This is a genomic window from Streptomyces sp. UG1, from assembly GCF_049974585.1.
Taxonomy (GTDB): domain Bacteria; phylum Actinomycetota; class Actinomycetes; order Streptomycetales; family Streptomycetaceae; genus Streptomyces.
The window spans coordinates 15,502-31,018 of the sequence record NZ_JBNGGG010000039.1 but is presented as its reverse complement, the minus strand read 5'-3'; the positions used below and the strand labels follow the sequence as shown (position 1 = coordinate 31,018).

Here is a 15,517-nt window from a genome sequence, read left to right as displayed (position 1 = left end):
CATTGTGTAGACACCTTGTCAGCAATTGCTACCGACGGGTAGACCCGGGGATGGGCCGCCTCCGCCCCGCCGATTTCGCCTGGACAGGGCCGGACGCGTCGGCTGGGATGGTTCGGTGACCACCGAAACCGAGACCGACGTCTTCGAAGAGCACCGCCCCGTCCTGCTGGGGGTCGCATACCGCATGCTCGGGCGCGTGGCCGACGCGGAGGACGTGGTGCAGGAGGCCTGGCTGCGCTGGTCCGGCGCGGACCGGTCCGAGGTCCGCGAACCGCGCGCCTATCTGGTGCGCATCACCACCCGCCTCGCCATCGACCGGCTGCGCCAGGTCAAGGCGCGCGGCGAGACGTATGTCGGCCCCTGGCTGCCGGAGCCGTACGTCACCGACTTCGGCGACACCGTCCAGGACACCGCCGAGCGCGCCGTCCTCGCCGACTCCGTCTCGCTCGCCGTACTCGTCGTCCTGGAGTCGCTGTCACCCCTGGAGCGGGCGGTGTTCGTCCTCAGGGAGGCCTTCGGCTACCCGTACGCCGAGATCGCCGCCATGCTGGAGCGCGGGGAGGCGGCGGTGCGGCAACTGGCCGGCCGGGCCCGCAAGCACGTCGACGAGCGGCGCCCCCGCTACGAGGTCGACCCCGTCCAGCGACGCGATCTCACCGAGCGCTTCCTGGCCGCGGCCGCCGAGGGCGACCTGGAGGGGCTCATGTCCCTGCTCGCCCCCGACGTCCGGCTCGTCGGCGACAGCGGCGGCAAGGCGAAGGCGCCGCTGCGGGTCCTGGAGACGGCCGACAAGGTGGGCCGCTTCCTCGTCGGCGCCGCACGCAGGGGCGACGTACCCGACGTGTCCTTCCACTTCCTGGAGGTCAACGGCGGCCCCGCACTGCTGGTCCGCTCCGGCGACAAGCCCGACAGCGTCTTCCAACTGGACGTCCTGGACGGACGGATCCAGTCCGTCTACATCGTCCGCAACCCCGACAAGCTGAGGTCGCTGGCCACGGTGTAGCCCATGCCGCCGCGCCGCGAACGGGGCCGCGCGGGCGCGTCCCGTGAACGTTCCCGGCGATTGGTATTGACCAAGGATGAGTGCCGTCCTATGGTCGCAGATAAGTGCAACAACCTTTAATAAACAAGGGCGCTAAAACGCCGCCGGGCCACGGCGATTGCGGAGGACAGGGTGGGGACCACGCAACTGGAATCGGTGCCGGAACCGAAGTACTGGCATCTGAGGACCGTGCTCAGTGAGGCACTGGACTCGGAGTTCACGGTGGGCGAGATCCTGCCCAACGAACGCGACCTGGCCGCCCGCTTCGGCGTGGCCCGGGCGACGCTCCGCCAGGCTCTCGAACAGCTCGAACTGGAAGGCAGGCTGCAGCGCCGCCGCGGTGTCGGTACGACCGTCGCCCCGCCGCGCGTGGGCGTGGCCGTCGGCACCGAGCAGCACGCCTGGCCGGGGGCCAAGGACGACGTCTGGCAGCCCACGGACTGCGCACCGGCGGTTCCGCCCGCGTCCGTCGCCGACGCCCTGGAGAGCGGCCGGGACGAGAGTGTGCACATCGTGCGCCGCTCCCGTGTGACGCACGGCCAGCCCGTCGCCGCCGAACTCCTCTACATCCCGCAGTCGTCGGTGCCCGACCTCTCCGGCATCGACGCCCCGTCCGGAGCGGCACGCGCGCGTGCCGTGCTGCGCGAGCTGCACCGCCTGGAGCTGGAGGGCCAGGACAGCGCCGTCGAGCTGGGCTCGGCCCGCGCGGACGACGCCAAGGAGCTGGACCGCCTCCCCGGGGCGCCCGTGCTCGTCGTGACCACCCGCTATATCGCCGAGGGCCGCACAGCCGCGCTCTCCGTCGCCACTTATCGCGCTGACACGTGTCGGCTGACATTCGGCGACTCCGGCGGCGTGGAGATCCACGAGGACCCGGAGCGCCGGGCGTCCTGACCGCCGTACCGGCCGACTCGCGCCGCGCGCCCCGGATCCGTCCGGGGCGCGTGTGTTTTGGGCCGGGGCCCGTCCGGGGCTCGTGTCTGCAGGCCGGAGCCCGTCCGGCGCGTGTCTTTTGGCCGGGGCCCATCCGGGGCTCGTGATTTCGGTCCGGAGCCCGATCGAGGGGGTGTCTTGGGGGGCGGAGCCCGATCGGGGGGTGTCCTTGGGACGGAGCCGATCGGGAGGAGCGTCTTTGGGGCGGAGCCGATCGGGAGGGGCGTCTATGGGCTGGAGCCGACCGGGGGGCGTGTCTTTGGGGCGGAGCCCGACCGGTGACGGTCAGCGCCGTCCCGTGACGGTCCCCTCCACCGCGAAGAGCTGCTCCTCCACATGGTCCAGGGCGAGCCGCAGCGCGCCCGTCGCCACGGCCGCCTCGCCGAGCAGGGACAGGGCGACGCTCGGCGGGCGCAGGCAGTAGCGGGCCAGTTCGCGCCGCAGCGGCTCCAGTACGCCGTCCAGTCCGGCCGCCCAGCCGCCGACGACGACCAGTTCGGGGTCGAGGGCGAGGACGAGCGCGGCCACGTCGTGGACGAGGCGCCGGATGAAGCGGTCCACGGCCGCGCGGGCCCGCTGGTCGCCCTCCCGGGCCTGCGCGAACACCTCGGCGACGGCGTGCTCGTCGAGCGGGCGCAGCGGCTCGTCCGTGGTGGACAGCAGGGTCTCCGGGGTCGCCTCGCGGCCCAGCAGGTGCAGCGCGCCGATCTCGCCGGCCGCGCCCCCGAAACCCCGGTGCAACTGCCCGCCGATCAGCGAACCGGCGCCCGGGCTCAGCCCCGCCAGCACGAACACCACGTCGTCGGAGTCGGTGGCGGAGCCCTTCCAGTGCTCGGCCACGGCCGCCGCGTTGGCGTCGTTCTCCACCAGCACCGGGCACTTGAAGGACCGGCTCAGCCGCTCGCCCAGCCGCAGCCCCGTCCACTCGGGCAACGCGGCACCCAGGCGCACCGTGCCGTCCGCCTCGACGATGCCCGGCGTCGCGACCCCCACCGCCCGCAGCGAGCCACGGGCGACACCGGCCCGGCGCAGCAGCTCCGCGACCGCCGTACGCACCCGTTCAAGCCGCTCGTCGGCCGAAGCCGCCTCGTCGACGTCCTTGGCGATGGAGCCGAGGATGCGTCCGTCCAGGTCGGCGAGGAGCGCGGCGACCCGATGGGCGCCGATGTCCACGCCGAGCAGATGGCCCGCCTCGGCCCGGAACCGGAAGCGCCGCGCGGGCCGGCCCTGGCGCCGCACGACGCTCTCGTCCGCCGGCTTCTCGACGACGTACCCCGCCTCGATGAGCCCCTCGACGACGCCCTCGACGGTCGGCCGGGACAGTCCGGTCACGCGGGTGATCTCCGTCAGCGTGGCGGCGTCCGTGGCACGCAGCGCGTGCAGCACCACCGCGGAGTTGATCCTTCGCAGCAGCGAGGGATCCCCGCCGGTCAGCCGCCCCAACGTCCGTCCTCCCAGCTCGTACGCATGTTTGGCGGATCGTACTCGCCGGGACGGGCCCCGGCGAGTGCTGAGCGGCGCGGACATCGCCGAACGGTCCCGCGCGCGGCCGAGTCACCCGGGTGCCACGAACCCCGACTCGTACGCCGTGATCACCGCCTGGGTGCGATCACGCGCCCCCAGCTTCGCCAGCACGGCACTCACATGGGACTTCACCGTCTCCGTGCCGACCACCAACCGGGCGGCGATCTCCGCGTTCGACAGCCCGCGCGCCATCAGCCGCAACACCTCCCCCTCCCGCTCGGTCAGCCGGGCGCGCTCCAGCACCGCGCGCGCCGCACGGTTGCCGCCGTCGTCGCCGTAGTGTGCGGCGAGTTGCCGCACCGACGCGGGGAACAGCAGCGACTCGCCCTCGGCGACCAGCCGCACCGCGTGCACGATCTCGGCCGGCCGCGCCCGCTTCAGCAGGAAGCCGTCGGCACCGGCGCGCAGCGCCTCGTACACGTACTCGTCGTTCTCGAAGGTCGTGACGACGACGATCTTCGGCGGGTCGTCGACCGTGCGCAGCACCGCGCGCGTGGCCTCGATCCCGTCCAGCAGCGGCATCCGCACATCCATGGCGACCACGTCCGGCCGCAACTGCCGCACCAGCGGAATCACCGCCGCCCCGTCGGCCGCCTCCCCGACCACCTCGATGTCGGGCTGCGCCTCCAGCACGGCCCGCAGACCGGCGCGTACGAGGGGTTCGTCGTCGACGAGGAGAACGGTGACCGGCATCGGGCAAGCCTAGATCAACTCACCGGCAGTTCTACATGTACCTGCCAGTCACCCCGATCGTGACCGGTGCGCGCGTGTCCGCCCAGCAGGGCGGCCCGCTCGCGTATGCCGCGCAGCCCGCTGCCCCTGCCGGGCCCGGGTATGCCGGCGGTGAGCGGATTGCGGATCTCCAGGGTGAGGGTGCCGTCCGCGACGGCGATGCGGACCCGGGCCGGCACGGAGCCGGCGTGCCGCAGCACATTGGTCAGCGACTCCTGGAGGATGCGGTAGCCCTCCCGGGAGACCGGGCCGGGCACCGTGTCCAGGGCTCCCGTCATCTCGGCGTCGACCTTCGCACCCGACGCCCGCGCGGACTCCAGCAGCCGGTCGGCGTCGGTGAGCGTCGGCCGGCTGCTGACCGGCCGCTCGGACTCGCGCAGGACGCCGAGGACACGTTCCAGATCCTCCAGGGCGGCCCGGCCGGTCTCCTCGATGGCGTCCAGGGCCCGGTCGGTGAACGCGGGATCACCCGCCGCGCGGGCCGCGCCCGCCTGTACGACGGCCACGGTCAGGGCATGGCCGATGGAGTCATGGAGTTCGCGGGCGATGCGGGTGCGCTCCAGGAGCTGCTCGGTGCGCTCCTCCAGGGCGGCGAGGCGCTCTGCGGGGGAGGGGCCGAGGAGGCGCAGGGCGAGTGCGGTGATGAGACGGCCCGAGACCACCACGACCGCCCCCAAGGCGGCCAACGACATCGGCACGAGCAGCAAGTGCCACCAGCGGTGGCCGCCGAGGAGGGACAGCCCGCCCTCCTCGAAGTCACGACCGAACGGCGCGACGGCCAACTCCACCGTGGCGAAGACCAGTTGGGCGCTCGCCGTCGCCGTGGCGTAGCCCAGCAGCAGCCGCGCCTCCAGCCAGAGGACCAGCCGCCCCCTGTCGCCCCAGGAAGCGGACGGCGCGACTACGATGCCGGTGCTCCCCTGGTCCTGCCGGTGACCGGTCAGCAGCAGCCTCGCCTGGAGCCCCTCCACGGTCCGCATCGCGGGCACCAGCCCGGCGGGCACGAGCACCGCGCCCGCCACCGCCCAGATCCACCACTCCTCCCGGACGAAGATGAGCATGGACGGCCCCACGACGGCGATGATCAGGTGCAGCCATCGTGTGTACGTCACCGCCCGGCCGAACGGGCGCAGCAAGCGGACCATTTCGCCATCGTGCCAGCCACCACTGACAACGGACCTCCCCCGCACGGGGGAGACGATCTCCACCGGCGGGGGAGGAGCGGCCCCGGCCCGACGGGCACGCTGCTGCCATGACCAGCATCGAAGTCCAGGCCCTCACCAAGGAGTACGGCACCCGGCGAGCCGTGGACGACCTCACCTTCACCGTCCGCCCCGGCCGTGTCACCGGCTTCCTCGGCCCCAACGGCGCCGGAAAGTCCACCACCCTGCGGCTCGTGCTCGGCCTGGACCGGCCCACCTCCGGAACCGCCACCCTCGGCGGCCGCGCCTACGCGACGTTCCGCGAACCCCTGCGGCACGTGGGCGCGTTGTTAGAGGCCCAGGCCGCGCACGGCTCCCGCACCGGCCGCGACCACCTGCGCGTCCTCGCCGCGAGCAACCGCGTCCCCGGCCGCCGGGTCGACGAGGTGCTTCAGGAGACCGGGCTCGCGTCGGCGGCGCGCCGCAGGGTGAGGACGTATTCCCTGGGCATGCGCCAGCGGCTCGGCATCGCGGCGGCCCTGCTCGGCGACCCCGGGGTCGTCATCCTCGACGAGCCGTCCAACGGCCTCGACCCTCAGGGCATCATCTGGATCCGCGAGCTGCTGCGCCGGCTCGCGGGGGAGGGGCGCACGGTCCTGGTCTCCAGCCACCTCATGAGCGAGACCGCGTTCTTCGCCGACCACCTCGTCGTCCTCGGCCGGGGACGCCTGCTGGCCGACACTCTGATGCGCGAGTTCATCGACGCGCGCGTGGAACCCCGCGTCCGCGTCCGCACCCCGGACGCCACCGCCCTCAAGACCGCGCTCGCCCGGCACGGCTACGACGCCGTCCAGCACCAGGACGGGCACTGGACGGTGCGCCACGCGCGCGTGGACGACATCGGCCGCCTCACCTCCGAGGCAGGCGTGCCGCTCCTCGAACTCACGGCCGAGGAAGGCACCTTGGAGCAGGCCTACCTCGACCTGACCGCCGCCGAGACCGAGTTCACCGCACAGCCCCAGGAGGCCTGAACCATGGCGTTCGCACCCGCGCTCCACGCGGAGTGGCTGAAGATCCGCACCCTTCGCTCCCTTCCGGGAGCGCTGCTGGCGCTGTTCGCCGTGACGGCGGCGTTCTCCGCGCTCGCCGTCTCCGACGGCAGCTCCGACCCGGACTTCGACCCCCTGTTCACCACCCTGTCGGGCGTCCTGCCCGGCCAGATCGCCGCCATCTCGTTCGGTGCGCTGGCCGTGTCGTCGGAGTACCACGGGGGTGCGCTCCGGCTGTCGCTCGCCTCGGTCCCGCAGCGGGGGCGGTGGTTCGCGGCAAAGGTGACGGCGATCGCGGTGCCGGCGCTGCTCGTCGGGCTGCTCACCGCGGTCACGTCGTTCGCCGTGGGACGGGCGGGACTCGGCTCGGCGGCGAGCGGGGTCACCACGGCCGAGCAGGTGCGCGCGGTATTGGGCTGCGGGATCTACCTCATGCTGATGGCCCTGTTCGCGGCGGGCCTCACCGCCCTGCTCCGCAGCGGGGTGGCCACGCTCGCCATCCTCATCCCGTTCATCCTCGTGGTGTCCTTCGTCATCGGCGACGCCGCGGGCACCGTCGCGGACTTCATGCCCGACAAGGCCGGCCAGATCGCCCTGCATCAGTCGTACGACGGCACCCTCGGACCGTGGTCGGGCCTGGCGGTGACCGCGCTGTGGACGGCGGGCGCGCTGCTGGCGGGGGTGTGGAGCGTGCGGCGCCGGGATGCCTGACGGCACGCCAATTGTCAGTGCGGCCCGGTTTACTGGACTACATGAACATCGCACGGCACATCGCCCTCATCGACGAGTTGTGCTACCGCCCGTTCGTGGCGGAGCACAGCGTCTCGGAGGTCGAAGAGAGCGGACCCGGCTATCACCTCGTGGTGTTAGAGAGCAGCCAGGGTGACTTCGAGACACGGGCGGCGACGGTGGAGCAGTTCGAGAAGTACCGCGACGCCCTGTACGAGCCGCTGGCCGCCCGCTGGGACGACACGGATCCCTGGAATCTGCAGACGACTTTGCTGCGCATGGCGCAGGAGGAGATACCCGACCCCTGGGCCTTGCTCAGCCAACGCGCTCGCGTGGCCTACCTCTGGGAAGCGGCGGGGACGGGCCGTTGGGTCGTCCTGGTCGTCGCCGACCGGGACGAGGCCGACGATGTCAAGCTGCTGGCAGTGGTCACCGAGATCGACCCACCCTGACCCGTCAGCCCCCGGCCGCCGCCACCCGCAGCCGCCCGTACTCCTCCGCCATCGTCGCCGCCGTCCAGTGCGCGTTCAGGCCGCTCGGATTCGGCAGGATCCACACGCGCGTGGCCCCGATCGTCCGTTCCTGCGGCCCCACCTGGGCCTTGCGGTCCTCGAAGGCCGCCCTGTAGGCCGTGACCCCCACGACGGCCAGCCAACGCGGTCGCAGCCGCGTCACCTTCGCCGCCAGCAGCCGCCCGCCCTCTCGGTACTCCTCGGCGCTCAGCTCGTCCGCCCGCGCGGTCGCCCGGGCCACGACGTTCGTGATGCCGAGCCGGTAGGACAGCAACTCCCCCTGCTCCGACGGCTTCATGAGCCTCGGCGTGAAGCCGGACAGATGCAGCACCGGCCAGAACCGGTTGCCGGGCCGGGCGAAGTGATGGCCGGTCGCGGCCGTCATCAGACCGGGGTTGATGCCGCAGAACAGGACGTGGAGGCCGTCCGCGACGACGTCCGGGACGAGTCGGTCGCGGGCGGCCTCCAGCTCCGCCGGGGTGAAGCGCGTCATGCCGTGAGCGGCGTCAGAGGATGGCCCCGGGCGTATAACCGGCGGCCTCCGGGCGCTGCTTCACGATCTCCTCGACTCGGCCCACGACGACGCCGACCTGGTCGGCCGCGGCACCCGTGAAGGACAGCTTGTCGGCCATCAGCGCGTCCAGCTCCCCGCGGCCGAGCGGGATGCGCTCGTCGGCGGCGAGCTTGTCGAGCAGTTCGTTGCGCTCGGCGCCCTGCTCGCGCATCGCGAGGGCGGAGGCGACGGCGTTCTCCTTGATGGCCTCGTGCGCGAGTTCGCGGCCCACGCCCGCGCGCACCGCGCCCATGAGCACCTTGGTGGTGGCGAGGAACGGCAGGTAGCGGTCCAGCTCACGCGCCACGACCGCCGGGAATGCGCCGAACTCGTCCAGCACCGTCAGGAACGTCTCGAGCAGGCCGTCCAGCGCGAAGAACGCGTCCGGCAGCGCGACCCGGCGCACCACCGAGCAGGACACGTCGCCCTCGTTCCACTGGTCGCCCGCCAGCTCCCCGGTCATCGAGGCGTAGCCGCGCAGGATGACCATCAGGCCGTTGACCCGCTCGCAGGACCGCGTGTTCATCTTGTGCGGCATCGCCGAGGAGCCGACCTGGCCCGGCTTGAAGCCCTCGGTCACCAGCTCGTGCCCGGCCATCAGCCGGATCGTCTTCGCCAGCGACGACGGCGCCGCCGCGAGCTGCACCAGCGCGGTCACCACCTCGTAGTCCAGCGACCGCGGATAGACCTGGCCGACCGAGGTGAAGGCCTGCGAGAAGCCCAGGTGCTGGGCGATCCGGTGCTCCAGCTCGGCGAGCTTCGAGGCGTCCCCGCCCAGCAGGTCCAGCATGTCCTGCGCCGTGCCCACCGGGCCCTTGATGCCGCGCAGCGGGTAGCGGCCCAGCAGCTCCTCGACGCGGCCGTAGGCGACGAGCAGCTCGTCGGTGGCCGTCGCGAAGCGCTTGCCCAGCGTCGTGGCCTGCGCGGCGACGTTGTGCGAGCGGCCGGCCATGACCAGCTCGCCGTACTCCCCGGCCAGCCTGCCCAGGCGCGCCAGCACCGCCACCGTACGGTCGCGCATCAGCTCCAGGGAGAGCCGGATCTGAAGCTGCTCGACGTTCTCCGTGAGGTCGCGGGACGTCATGCCCTTGTGCACGTGCTCGTGCCCGGCGAGGTCGTTGAACTCCTCGATCCGCGCCTTCACGTCATGCCGCGTGACCTTCTCGCGCTCGGCGATGGAGGCCAGGTCGACGGTGTCCAGGACACGCTCGTAGTCGGCGATCGCCGCGTCCGGCACCTCGATGCCGAGGTCCTTCTGGGCCCGCAGCACGGCGAGCCAGAGCTGCCGCTCCAGCTTCACCTTCTGCTCGGGGGACCAGAGCGTGGCGAGCTCGGTGGAGGCGTAGCGTCCGGCGAGGACGTTGGGGATGCGGGGCTTGGCGGGCGCAGAAGTCACGTGCACGGAGTTTACCCGGGGCGCTCTGCGCGCCGTCCCTTCGCCCGGTCCGCGAGACGGAGACGAGAAGGCGAGAACGAATACGAGACGGGCACCGGTGCCTTCGGGCGTTCGGGTGAATTCACCGGCCGTCGACGCGTCCCGGTTTCCGGGGGCCTCCACATCTCGTTCATAGTCTGCACGTCGTGGCGCGTGCGGTCGTGCGGCATCACGGCACCTGCGACGACGTCCCGAATCCCGGCAATCGACACCATCGCGTCAATGACCGACGTCGGCTTCCCCATTCCGCCTGAGAGAAAGACAACGAGAATGCGACAGGCTCTGACCAGGGGATTGATCGTGGCCGCCGCCGCGACCAGTGCCCTGTCCCTCTACGGCGCAGCGGCGTCCGCGGTCCCCCGCACGCAGGGGGCCGTGGTGAACTCCGCCGCCGCACTGTCGGGCCATGCGGATCCCTGGGACCCGGCCCGGCTGGATGACAAATTCGGCAGCATGCAGGAGAAATTCGACGAGATGCGGGACGAATTCCAGGAGGTGAATGACAGGATCAGCGGCCTGGATCTGCCAGAGCCCGCTTCTGGAAACACCACCTCGGGATTCGGCGACTCCGGCTACGGCACCGACCAGCCGACCAGCCAGGGCTACGGCCACGACCGGCCCAGTGAGCAGGGCTACGGTTCCGACAAGCCGAGCGGTCAGGGCGGCTACGGCCACGACCGGCCTGGCGAGCAGGGCTACGGTTCCGACAAGCCGAGCGCCCAGGGCTACGGTCACGAGACGCCCAGCGGTTACGGCTATGGCTACGGTTCGCAAGAGCCGAGTGGCCATGGCTACGGCTACGGCGACGAGAAGCCGGACGACCACGGCTACGGCTACGGATACGGCCACGACAAGGAGCCCCCGACCCCGACGCCCACGCCCACCAAGACCCCCACGCCGCCGCCCAGCCACAAGCCCACGCCGACTCCGCCCCCGGCACCGCCGGAGAAGGAGAAGCCGACCCACCCGCACATGCCCGAGACCGGCGCCGAGAGCATCATCGGAGGCATCGCCGCCAGTGGGGCGCTGCTGATCGCCGGAACCGTCCTGTACCGGCGGAGCCGGGCCGCGTCGCGTCGATGAGCGCGCCGGGGGTCCGGGGGCGGCCTACGCCGCCGGACCCTCGTACGGCAGCAGCTCGGGGCGCTTGGCCGGCAGCCCGTCCCCGGAGGAGCGCCCCGTCAGGCGCCGCCCGATCCACGGCAGCAGATGCTGACGCGCGAACCGCACGTCGGCGACCCGACGGGTGACCCAGCCCGGCGGCGGCGCGGCCGGCATCGGCGTGCGCCACTCGGTGTCCTCGGGGTCGTAGCCGAGCGTCTGCCACACGGCCTCGGCGACCCGGCGATGCCCCTCGGCCGTCAGATGCAGCCGGTCCACGTCCCACAGGCGGGGGTCGGCCAGCGACGGGGCCCCGTACAGATCGACGACGACCGCGCCGTGCCGCGCGGCCAGCTCGTCGACACAGGCGAACAGCTCCTCCATACGCGGCCGGAACCGCTCCAGGACCGGCCCCTGCCGCCCCGGGCTTCGCATCAGCACCAACTGCCGGCACGCCGGGGCGAGCTTCTCCACCGCCTCCTCCAGGAGTCCGCGTACCCGCCCCATGTCGCACTTGGGCCGCAGCGTGTCGTTGAGCCCGCCGACGAGCGTGATCACATCGGCGCCCATCGCGGCCGCCACGTCGACCTGCTCCTCGACGATCTGCCCGATCAGCTTCCCGCGCACCGCGAGGTTGGCGTACCGGAATCCGGGCGTACGGGCGGCCATCCGTCCGGCGAGGAGGTCGGCCCAGCCCCGGTAGGAGCCGTCCGGAAGGAGGTCCGACATGCCCTCGGTGAAGGAGTCGCCGACCGCGACCAGGCTGGTGTATGTGGGGTTCGTCTGCATGGCGACAGAGATCGTATCCCGGGCTCCATACCCGTCGGTCGGTCGGCCCGGGAACCGCTGCGGAGGGCGGCCGTCAGGCCCGCTGTCCGAACAGCTCCCGCAGCACGTCCTCCATCGTCACCAGCCCGGCCAGCCGTCCGTCCTTGCCCAGCGCGGCCGCCAGATGCGTGCGGCTGCCCCGCATCGCCGTGAGCACGTCGTCCAGCGGCGTGCTCACGCGCACGCGCGCGATGGGCCGCATGTCCCCGACGTCGAACGGCACCTCGCGCGGGGAGGCGTCCAGCGCGTCCTTCACATGGAGGTAGCCCACGATGTGGCGCTCCTCGTCGACGACCGGGAAGCGGGAGAAGCCCGACTCGGCCGACAGCCGCTCCAGCTCGTCCGGTGTGACGCCCACGCGCGCGTAGACGACGCGCTCCAGCGGAAGCACCACGTCGCGCACGGGACGGCGGCCCAGCTCCAGGGCGTCGTGCAGCCGCTCCCGCGCGCGCTCGTCGATCAGGCCGGCCTCGCCGGAGTCCCGCACCAACCGGGCCAGTTCGGCGTCCGAGAAGGTCGCGGTGACCTCGTCCTTGGTCTCGACGCGCAGCAGCTTCAGCAGGGTGTTGGCGAAGGCGTTGATCGTGAAGATCACCGGCCGCAGCGCCCGGGCCAGCGCGACCAGCGGCGGACCGAGCAGCAGGGCGCTGCGCACCGGCTCGGCCAGCGCGATGTTCTTCGGCACCATCTCGCCGAGCAGCATGTGCAGATAGGTGGCCAGCGCCAGCGCGATCACGAACGACACCGCGTGCCCGGCGCCCTCCGGCACGCCCACCGCGTGGAACACCGGCTCCAGCAGGTGCTCGATGGCGGGTTCCGCGACCACACCGAGCACCAGCGTGGCCAGTGTGATGCCGAGCTGTGCGGCCGCCATCAGCGCGGACACGTGCTCCAGGCCCCACAGCACGCTCTTGGCGCGCCGGTCGCCCTCCTCGGCGTGCGGCTCGATCTGGGAGCGCCGCACGGAGATCAGTGCGAACTCGGCGCCCACGAAGAAGGCGTTGGCGACCAGCGTCAGAAAGCCGATGAAGAGCTGTACGGCGGTCATCGCCCGTCCTCCTTCTCCGTCTGGGCCGCGTCGTCGAACGGCGCGTGCAACAGCACCCGCGCCGCCCTGCGTCCCGCGGCGTCCACCACGTCGAACCGCCAGCCGGCGACCTCGACCCGGTCACCGACGGCGGGTATGCGGCCCAGCTCGGTCGCGACGAGGCCGGCCAGCGTCTCGTACGGCCCCTCGGGCGCCCTGAGACCGACCCGCGCGAGCTGGTCCAGGCGCGCGGAACCGTCGGCCGAGAACAGCGCCCGGCCCTCGTCGTCGCTCCCGGCGGGGGCGAGGTCCGGCGTCTCGTGCGGGTCGTGCTCGTCCCGCACCTCGCCGACGACCTCCTCGACGATGTCCTCCAGCGTGGCCACACCGGCCGTGCCGCCGTACTCGTCGATGACCACGGCCATGGTGCGCTTGCCGGACAGCCGGTCCAGGAGCCGGTCGACGGTGAGCGTCTCGGGGACGAGGAGCGGCTCCCGCATCAGCTCGGCGACCGAGACCCGGGGGCGGCGGTCGGCGGGCACCGCCAGGATGTCCTTGATGTGCGCGGTGCCCACGACCGAGTCGAGGCTGCCGCGGTAGACCGGGAACCGGGACAGCCCGGTCGCCCGCGTCGCGTTCGCCACGTCCTCGCAGGTCGCCTGGGCGTCCAGGGCGACGACCTGGACACGGGGGGTCATGACGTTCTCCGCCGTCAGATCGGCCAGGTTCAGGGTCCGTACGAAGAGCTCGGCGGTGTCCGGCTCCAGGGCGCCCTCCCGGGCGGAGTGCCGGGCGAGGGCGGCCAGCTCCTGGGGGCCGCGCGCGGCGGCCAGCTCCTCGGTGGGCTCCACGCCGAAGCGGCGCACGACACGGTTCGCCGTGTTGTTCAGATGCGTGATGAAGGGGCGGAAGACCGCGCTGAACCAGCGCTGGGCGTTCCCGACCCGCTTGGCCACGGCCAGCGGCGAGGAGATCGCCCAGTTCTTGGGCACCAGCTCGCCGACCACCATCAGCACCACGGTCGACAGCGCCGTACCGATCACCAGCGCGATCGAGCTCGCCGTCGAGCGGGAGATGCCGACCGACTCCAGCGGGCCGGCCAGCAGCGCGGCGATCGACGGCTCGGCGAGCATGCCGACGACCAGGTTGGTGACCGTGATGCCGAGCTGCGCGCCGGAGAGCTGGAAGGTCAGATTCCGTACGGCTTTCAGGGCGCCGGCCGCACCCCGCTCGCCGCGCTCCGCGGCCCGCTCCAGCGCGCTGCGTTCGACCGTGGTCAGCGAGAACTCGGCCGCGACGAAGGCACCGCAGGCCAGCGACAGCAGGATCGCCACCAGAAGGAGGAGCACTTCGGTCATCGGGTCACCTCCGTCCCATGGTGGGACAGGGCGGGGAGGATCGCGCGATGTCTGGTACTGGGAGGCTCGCCCATGGGCGGACGCTCACACCTTTCATTGGAGGACCGAAGCGGTCCCCCAATAGTAAAGGATCGGCAAAGCGAGTCGGTCGGGTCAGTCGGTGAGGGGCTTCACCCATCGCCGCCAGTGTTCCTCGGGCGTGTACCCCGCCGCGCGCCAGGCATGGTGCGCGGTCTCGTTGTCCACCAGCACCATGGCGTCGCCACGCCGCCCGCCGAGCCGTACGAACCGTTCCTCCGCGGCGGCCAGCAGCGCCGAGCCGATGCCCCGGCGCCTGCGCTCCGGGTGCACCGCCAGCCGGTACAGATGGCAGCGCCAGCCGTCGAAGCCCGCGATCACCGTGCCGACCAGCTCGCCGTCGAGTTCCGCCAGGATCAGCGCCTCGGGGTCGCGGGCGACCAGGCGCTCCACGCCGTCCCGGTCGTCGCTGATGCTGGTGCCCTCGGCGGCCGTCTTCCAGAAGGCCAGCACGCTGTCGAGGTCGTCGGCCGTCGCGAACCGTATCTGCGGATCAGTCATGCCGAGATCCCAGCACGGGCGACGGAACGGGGCGTGGAATTCCGGTATGCGGACGGCTACCTGCCGCGCAGTTGTTCCATCACCGGCGCGAACGCCTCCATGTTCGGCTCCAGGGCGGTGAGATAGGTGAACCCGTACCGCTCGCGCTGCGCCAGCACCTGGGCGGTCATCTCCGCCACGCTGCCGATCAGGCCGATGGGCAGCTCCAGGATCTGTTCCGTGGTGAGGTACGGGACCCGTTCCAGCAGGGGCTGTACGGCGGCCTCGCGGTCGTCGGTGTCGATCACGAACTGAACGAGCAGATTCAGCTCCGCCGGCTCCGCGCGGCCCGCCGTCAGCTCGCGGTAGCGCGCGATACGCTCCTCGAGCTCGTCGGCGAGCATCGCCTCCAACTGTCCCGTCGAGCTTCCCCGCACCGAGCGCGCGCCGGTGAAGGCGGCGATCTCGGCGTGCTCGGCGGTCAGTCGCAGCACGCGGTCGCCGTTGCCGCCGACGAGCAGCGGGACGCGAGGCTTCTGCACCGGCCGAGGCTGGTGTTCCTCGGCGGCGAGGAGTCGGTAAACCTCTTCGATGGTGTGCAGCAGATGGTCCACCCGCTCCCGGGGTGAGAGCCAGGGCAGACCCGCCGTGTCGTGCTCCGCCTTCACATAGCCGGTGCCGACCCCGAGTTCCAGCCGCCCGTCCGTCAGCGCGTCGGTCGTCGCCACCTCCCGGGCGAGCAGCGCCGGGTTCCAGAACCCCGTGTTGAGCACGAACGTGCCCAGCCGGGGCCGCTCGGTCACCTCGGCCGCCGCGACCAGGGCCGGGAACGGCGCCGGCATGCCCAGATGGTCGGGGACCAGGATCACGTCGTAGCCCAGCTCCTCGGCCCGGCGGCATTTGGCCCGCCACTCGTCGGCCGGAGCGGGGGTGATCAGGCTGACGCCGAAGCGGAACGGATGCGGGCTCACCGATTGCGCCATGAACTCTCCTC

General features: G+C 72.1%; 16 protein-coding genes. 6 read left to right on the top strand and 10 right to left on the bottom strand.

Features of this window, described 5'->3' with window-relative positions; genetic code table 11:
* The first annotated feature begins 115 nt into the window (after window positions 1-115).
* Together ACP4J3_RS36410 and ACP4J3_RS36405 are read left to right on the top strand one after the other, a co-directional pair.
* Window positions 116-1,003, top strand: a complete 888-nt coding sequence (locus ACP4J3_RS36410) for an RNA polymerase sigma-70 factor (protein WP_426540597.1) — start codon at window positions 116-118, stop codon at window positions 1,001-1,003.
* 171 nt (window positions 1,004-1,174) lie between these two features.
* Window positions 1,175-1,936, top strand: a complete 762-nt coding sequence (locus tag ACP4J3_RS36405) for a GntR family transcriptional regulator (protein WP_426540596.1) — start codon at window positions 1,175-1,177, stop codon at window positions 1,934-1,936.
* A 324-nt stretch (window positions 1,937-2,260) separates the two neighbouring features.
* On the opposite strand, the gene ACP4J3_RS36400 is transcribed toward ACP4J3_RS36405, so the two are convergent.
* The 3 genes from ACP4J3_RS36400 to ACP4J3_RS36390 form a co-directional block, all read right to left on the bottom strand.
* Window positions 2,261-3,418, bottom strand: coding sequence for an ROK family transcriptional regulator (locus tag ACP4J3_RS36400; RefSeq protein ID WP_426540595.1), 1,158 nt, complete (start codon window positions 3,416-3,418; stop codon window positions 2,261-2,263).
* Between the two features lie 111 nt (window positions 3,419-3,529).
* Window positions 3,530-4,192 carry a response regulator gene (locus ACP4J3_RS36395; RefSeq protein ID WP_426540594.1) on the bottom strand — a complete coding sequence of 221 codons (663 nt, stop codon included), beginning with the start codon at window positions 4,190-4,192 and terminating at the stop codon, window positions 3,530-3,532.
* A 14-nt stretch (window positions 4,193-4,206) separates the two neighbouring features.
* A complete protein-coding gene (locus ACP4J3_RS36390; RefSeq protein ID WP_426540593.1) occupies window positions 4,207-5,376 on the bottom strand; it encodes a sensor histidine kinase in 1,170 nt (389 codons plus the stop codon).
* A 107-nt stretch (window positions 5,377-5,483) separates the two neighbouring features.
* Between ACP4J3_RS36390 and ACP4J3_RS36385 the strand changes: the two genes are divergently transcribed.
* From ACP4J3_RS36385 to ACP4J3_RS36375, 3 genes are read left to right on the top strand one after another with little or no spacing between them, the layout of a single operon-like run.
* Window positions 5,484-6,404 (top strand): ABC transporter ATP-binding protein, encoded by a 921-nt coding sequence (locus tag ACP4J3_RS36385; RefSeq protein ID WP_426540592.1) that lies wholly within the window; start codon window positions 5,484-5,486, stop codon window positions 6,402-6,404.
* 3 nt (window positions 6,405-6,407) lie between these two features.
* Window positions 6,408-7,133 carry an ABC transporter permease gene (locus ACP4J3_RS36380; protein WP_426540591.1) on the top strand — a complete coding sequence of 242 codons (726 nt, stop codon included), beginning with the start codon at window positions 6,408-6,410 and terminating at the stop codon, window positions 7,131-7,133.
* A 41-nt stretch (window positions 7,134-7,174) separates the two neighbouring features.
* Window positions 7,175-7,603: a hypothetical protein gene (locus tag ACP4J3_RS36375; RefSeq protein WP_426540590.1), complete on the top strand. Its 429-nt coding sequence runs from the start codon at window positions 7,175-7,177 to the stop codon at window positions 7,601-7,603.
* 4 nt (window positions 7,604-7,607) lie between these two features.
* Here ACP4J3_RS36375 and mug read toward each other — a convergent pair whose 3' ends face one another.
* Both mug and purB read right to left on the bottom strand, forming a co-directional pair.
* Window positions 7,608-8,156, bottom strand: a complete 549-nt coding sequence (mug, locus tag ACP4J3_RS36370; protein WP_426540589.1) for a G/U mismatch-specific DNA glycosylase — start codon at window positions 8,154-8,156, stop codon at window positions 7,608-7,610.
* Between the two features lie 13 nt (window positions 8,157-8,169).
* Window positions 8,170-9,612, bottom strand: coding sequence for an adenylosuccinate lyase (gene purB / locus ACP4J3_RS36365; RefSeq protein ID WP_426540588.1), 1,443 nt, complete (start codon window positions 9,610-9,612; stop codon window positions 8,170-8,172).
* Between the two features lie 339 nt (window positions 9,613-9,951).
* Between purB and ACP4J3_RS36360 the strand changes: the two genes are divergently transcribed.
* Window positions 9,952-10,734 (top strand): hypothetical protein, encoded by a 783-nt coding sequence (locus ACP4J3_RS36360; protein ID WP_426540587.1) that lies wholly within the window; start codon window positions 9,952-9,954, stop codon window positions 10,732-10,734.
* Window positions 10,735-10,758: 24 nt separating this feature from the next.
* On the opposite strand, the gene ACP4J3_RS36355 is transcribed toward ACP4J3_RS36360, so the two are convergent.
* The 5 genes from ACP4J3_RS36355 to ACP4J3_RS36335 all read right to left on the bottom strand — a co-directional run bounded on the left by ACP4J3_RS36355 (window position 10,759) and on the right by ACP4J3_RS36335 (window position 15,506).
* The gene (locus tag ACP4J3_RS36355; RefSeq protein ID WP_426540586.1) at window positions 10,759-11,541 is read right to left on the bottom strand and encodes an SGNH/GDSL hydrolase family protein; all 783 of its coding nucleotides are present in this window, start codon (window positions 11,539-11,541) and stop codon (window positions 10,759-10,761) included.
* A 73-nt stretch (window positions 11,542-11,614) separates the two neighbouring features.
* Complete coding sequence (locus tag ACP4J3_RS36350) at window positions 11,615-12,628, bottom strand: hemolysin family protein (protein ID WP_426540585.1); 1,014 nt, start codon at window positions 12,626-12,628, stop codon at window positions 11,615-11,617.
* The gene (locus tag ACP4J3_RS36345) at window positions 12,625-13,965 is read right to left on the bottom strand and encodes a hemolysin family protein (protein WP_426540584.1); all 1,341 of its coding nucleotides are present in this window, start codon (window positions 13,963-13,965) and stop codon (window positions 12,625-12,627) included. The genes ACP4J3_RS36350 and ACP4J3_RS36345 overlap by 4 nt, the downstream gene beginning before the upstream one ends.
* 153 nt (window positions 13,966-14,118) lie before the next feature.
* Window positions 14,119-14,544 carry a GNAT family N-acetyltransferase gene (locus ACP4J3_RS36340; RefSeq protein WP_426540583.1) on the bottom strand — a complete coding sequence of 142 codons (426 nt, stop codon included), beginning with the start codon at window positions 14,542-14,544 and terminating at the stop codon, window positions 14,119-14,121.
* 56 nt (window positions 14,545-14,600) lie between these two features.
* Window positions 14,601-15,506: an LLM class F420-dependent oxidoreductase gene (locus ACP4J3_RS36335; RefSeq protein WP_426540582.1), complete on the bottom strand. Its 906-nt coding sequence runs from the start codon at window positions 15,504-15,506 to the stop codon at window positions 14,601-14,603.
* Between the last annotated feature and the right edge of the window lie 11 nt (window positions 15,507-15,517).

Excerpts from the sequence above, each read along its gene's own strand:
- ACP4J3_RS36395 (WP_426540594.1), bottom strand. The coding sequence starts at position 4,192 with ATGCCGGTCACCGTTCTCCTCGTCGACGACGAACCCCTCGTACGCGCC.
- ACP4J3_RS36390 (WP_426540593.1), bottom strand. The coding sequence starts at position 5,376 with ATGGTCCGCTTGCTGCGCCCGTTCGGCCGGGCGGTGACGTACACACGA.
- ACP4J3_RS36385 (WP_426540592.1), top strand. The coding sequence starts at position 5,484 with ATGACCAGCATCGAAGTCCAGGCCCTCACCAAGGAGTACGGCACCCGG.
- ACP4J3_RS36380 (WP_426540591.1), top strand. The coding sequence starts at position 6,408 with ATGGCGTTCGCACCCGCGCTCCACGCGGAGTGGCTGAAGATCCGCACC.
- ACP4J3_RS36375 (WP_426540590.1), top strand. The coding sequence starts at position 7,175 with ATGAACATCGCACGGCACATCGCCCTCATCGACGAGTTGTGCTACCGC.
- mug (WP_426540589.1), bottom strand. The coding sequence starts at position 8,156 with ATGACGCGCTTCACCCCGGCGGAGCTGGAGGCCGCCCGCGACCGACTC.
- ACP4J3_RS36355 (WP_426540586.1), bottom strand. The coding sequence starts at position 11,541 with ATGCAGACGAACCCCACATACACCAGCCTGGTCGCGGTCGGCGACTCC.
- ACP4J3_RS36350 (WP_426540585.1), bottom strand. The coding sequence starts at position 12,628 with ATGACCGCCGTACAGCTCTTCATCGGCTTTCTGACGCTGGTCGCCAAC.
- ACP4J3_RS36345 (WP_426540584.1), bottom strand. The coding sequence starts at position 13,965 with ATGACCGAAGTGCTCCTCCTTCTGGTGGCGATCCTGCTGTCGCTGGCC.
- ACP4J3_RS36340 (WP_426540583.1), bottom strand. The coding sequence starts at position 14,544 with ATGACTGATCCGCAGATACGGTTCGCGACGGCCGACGACCTCGACAGC.
- ACP4J3_RS36335 (WP_426540582.1), bottom strand. The coding sequence starts at position 15,506 with ATGGCGCAATCGGTGAGCCCGCATCCGTTCCGCTTCGGCGTCAGCCTG.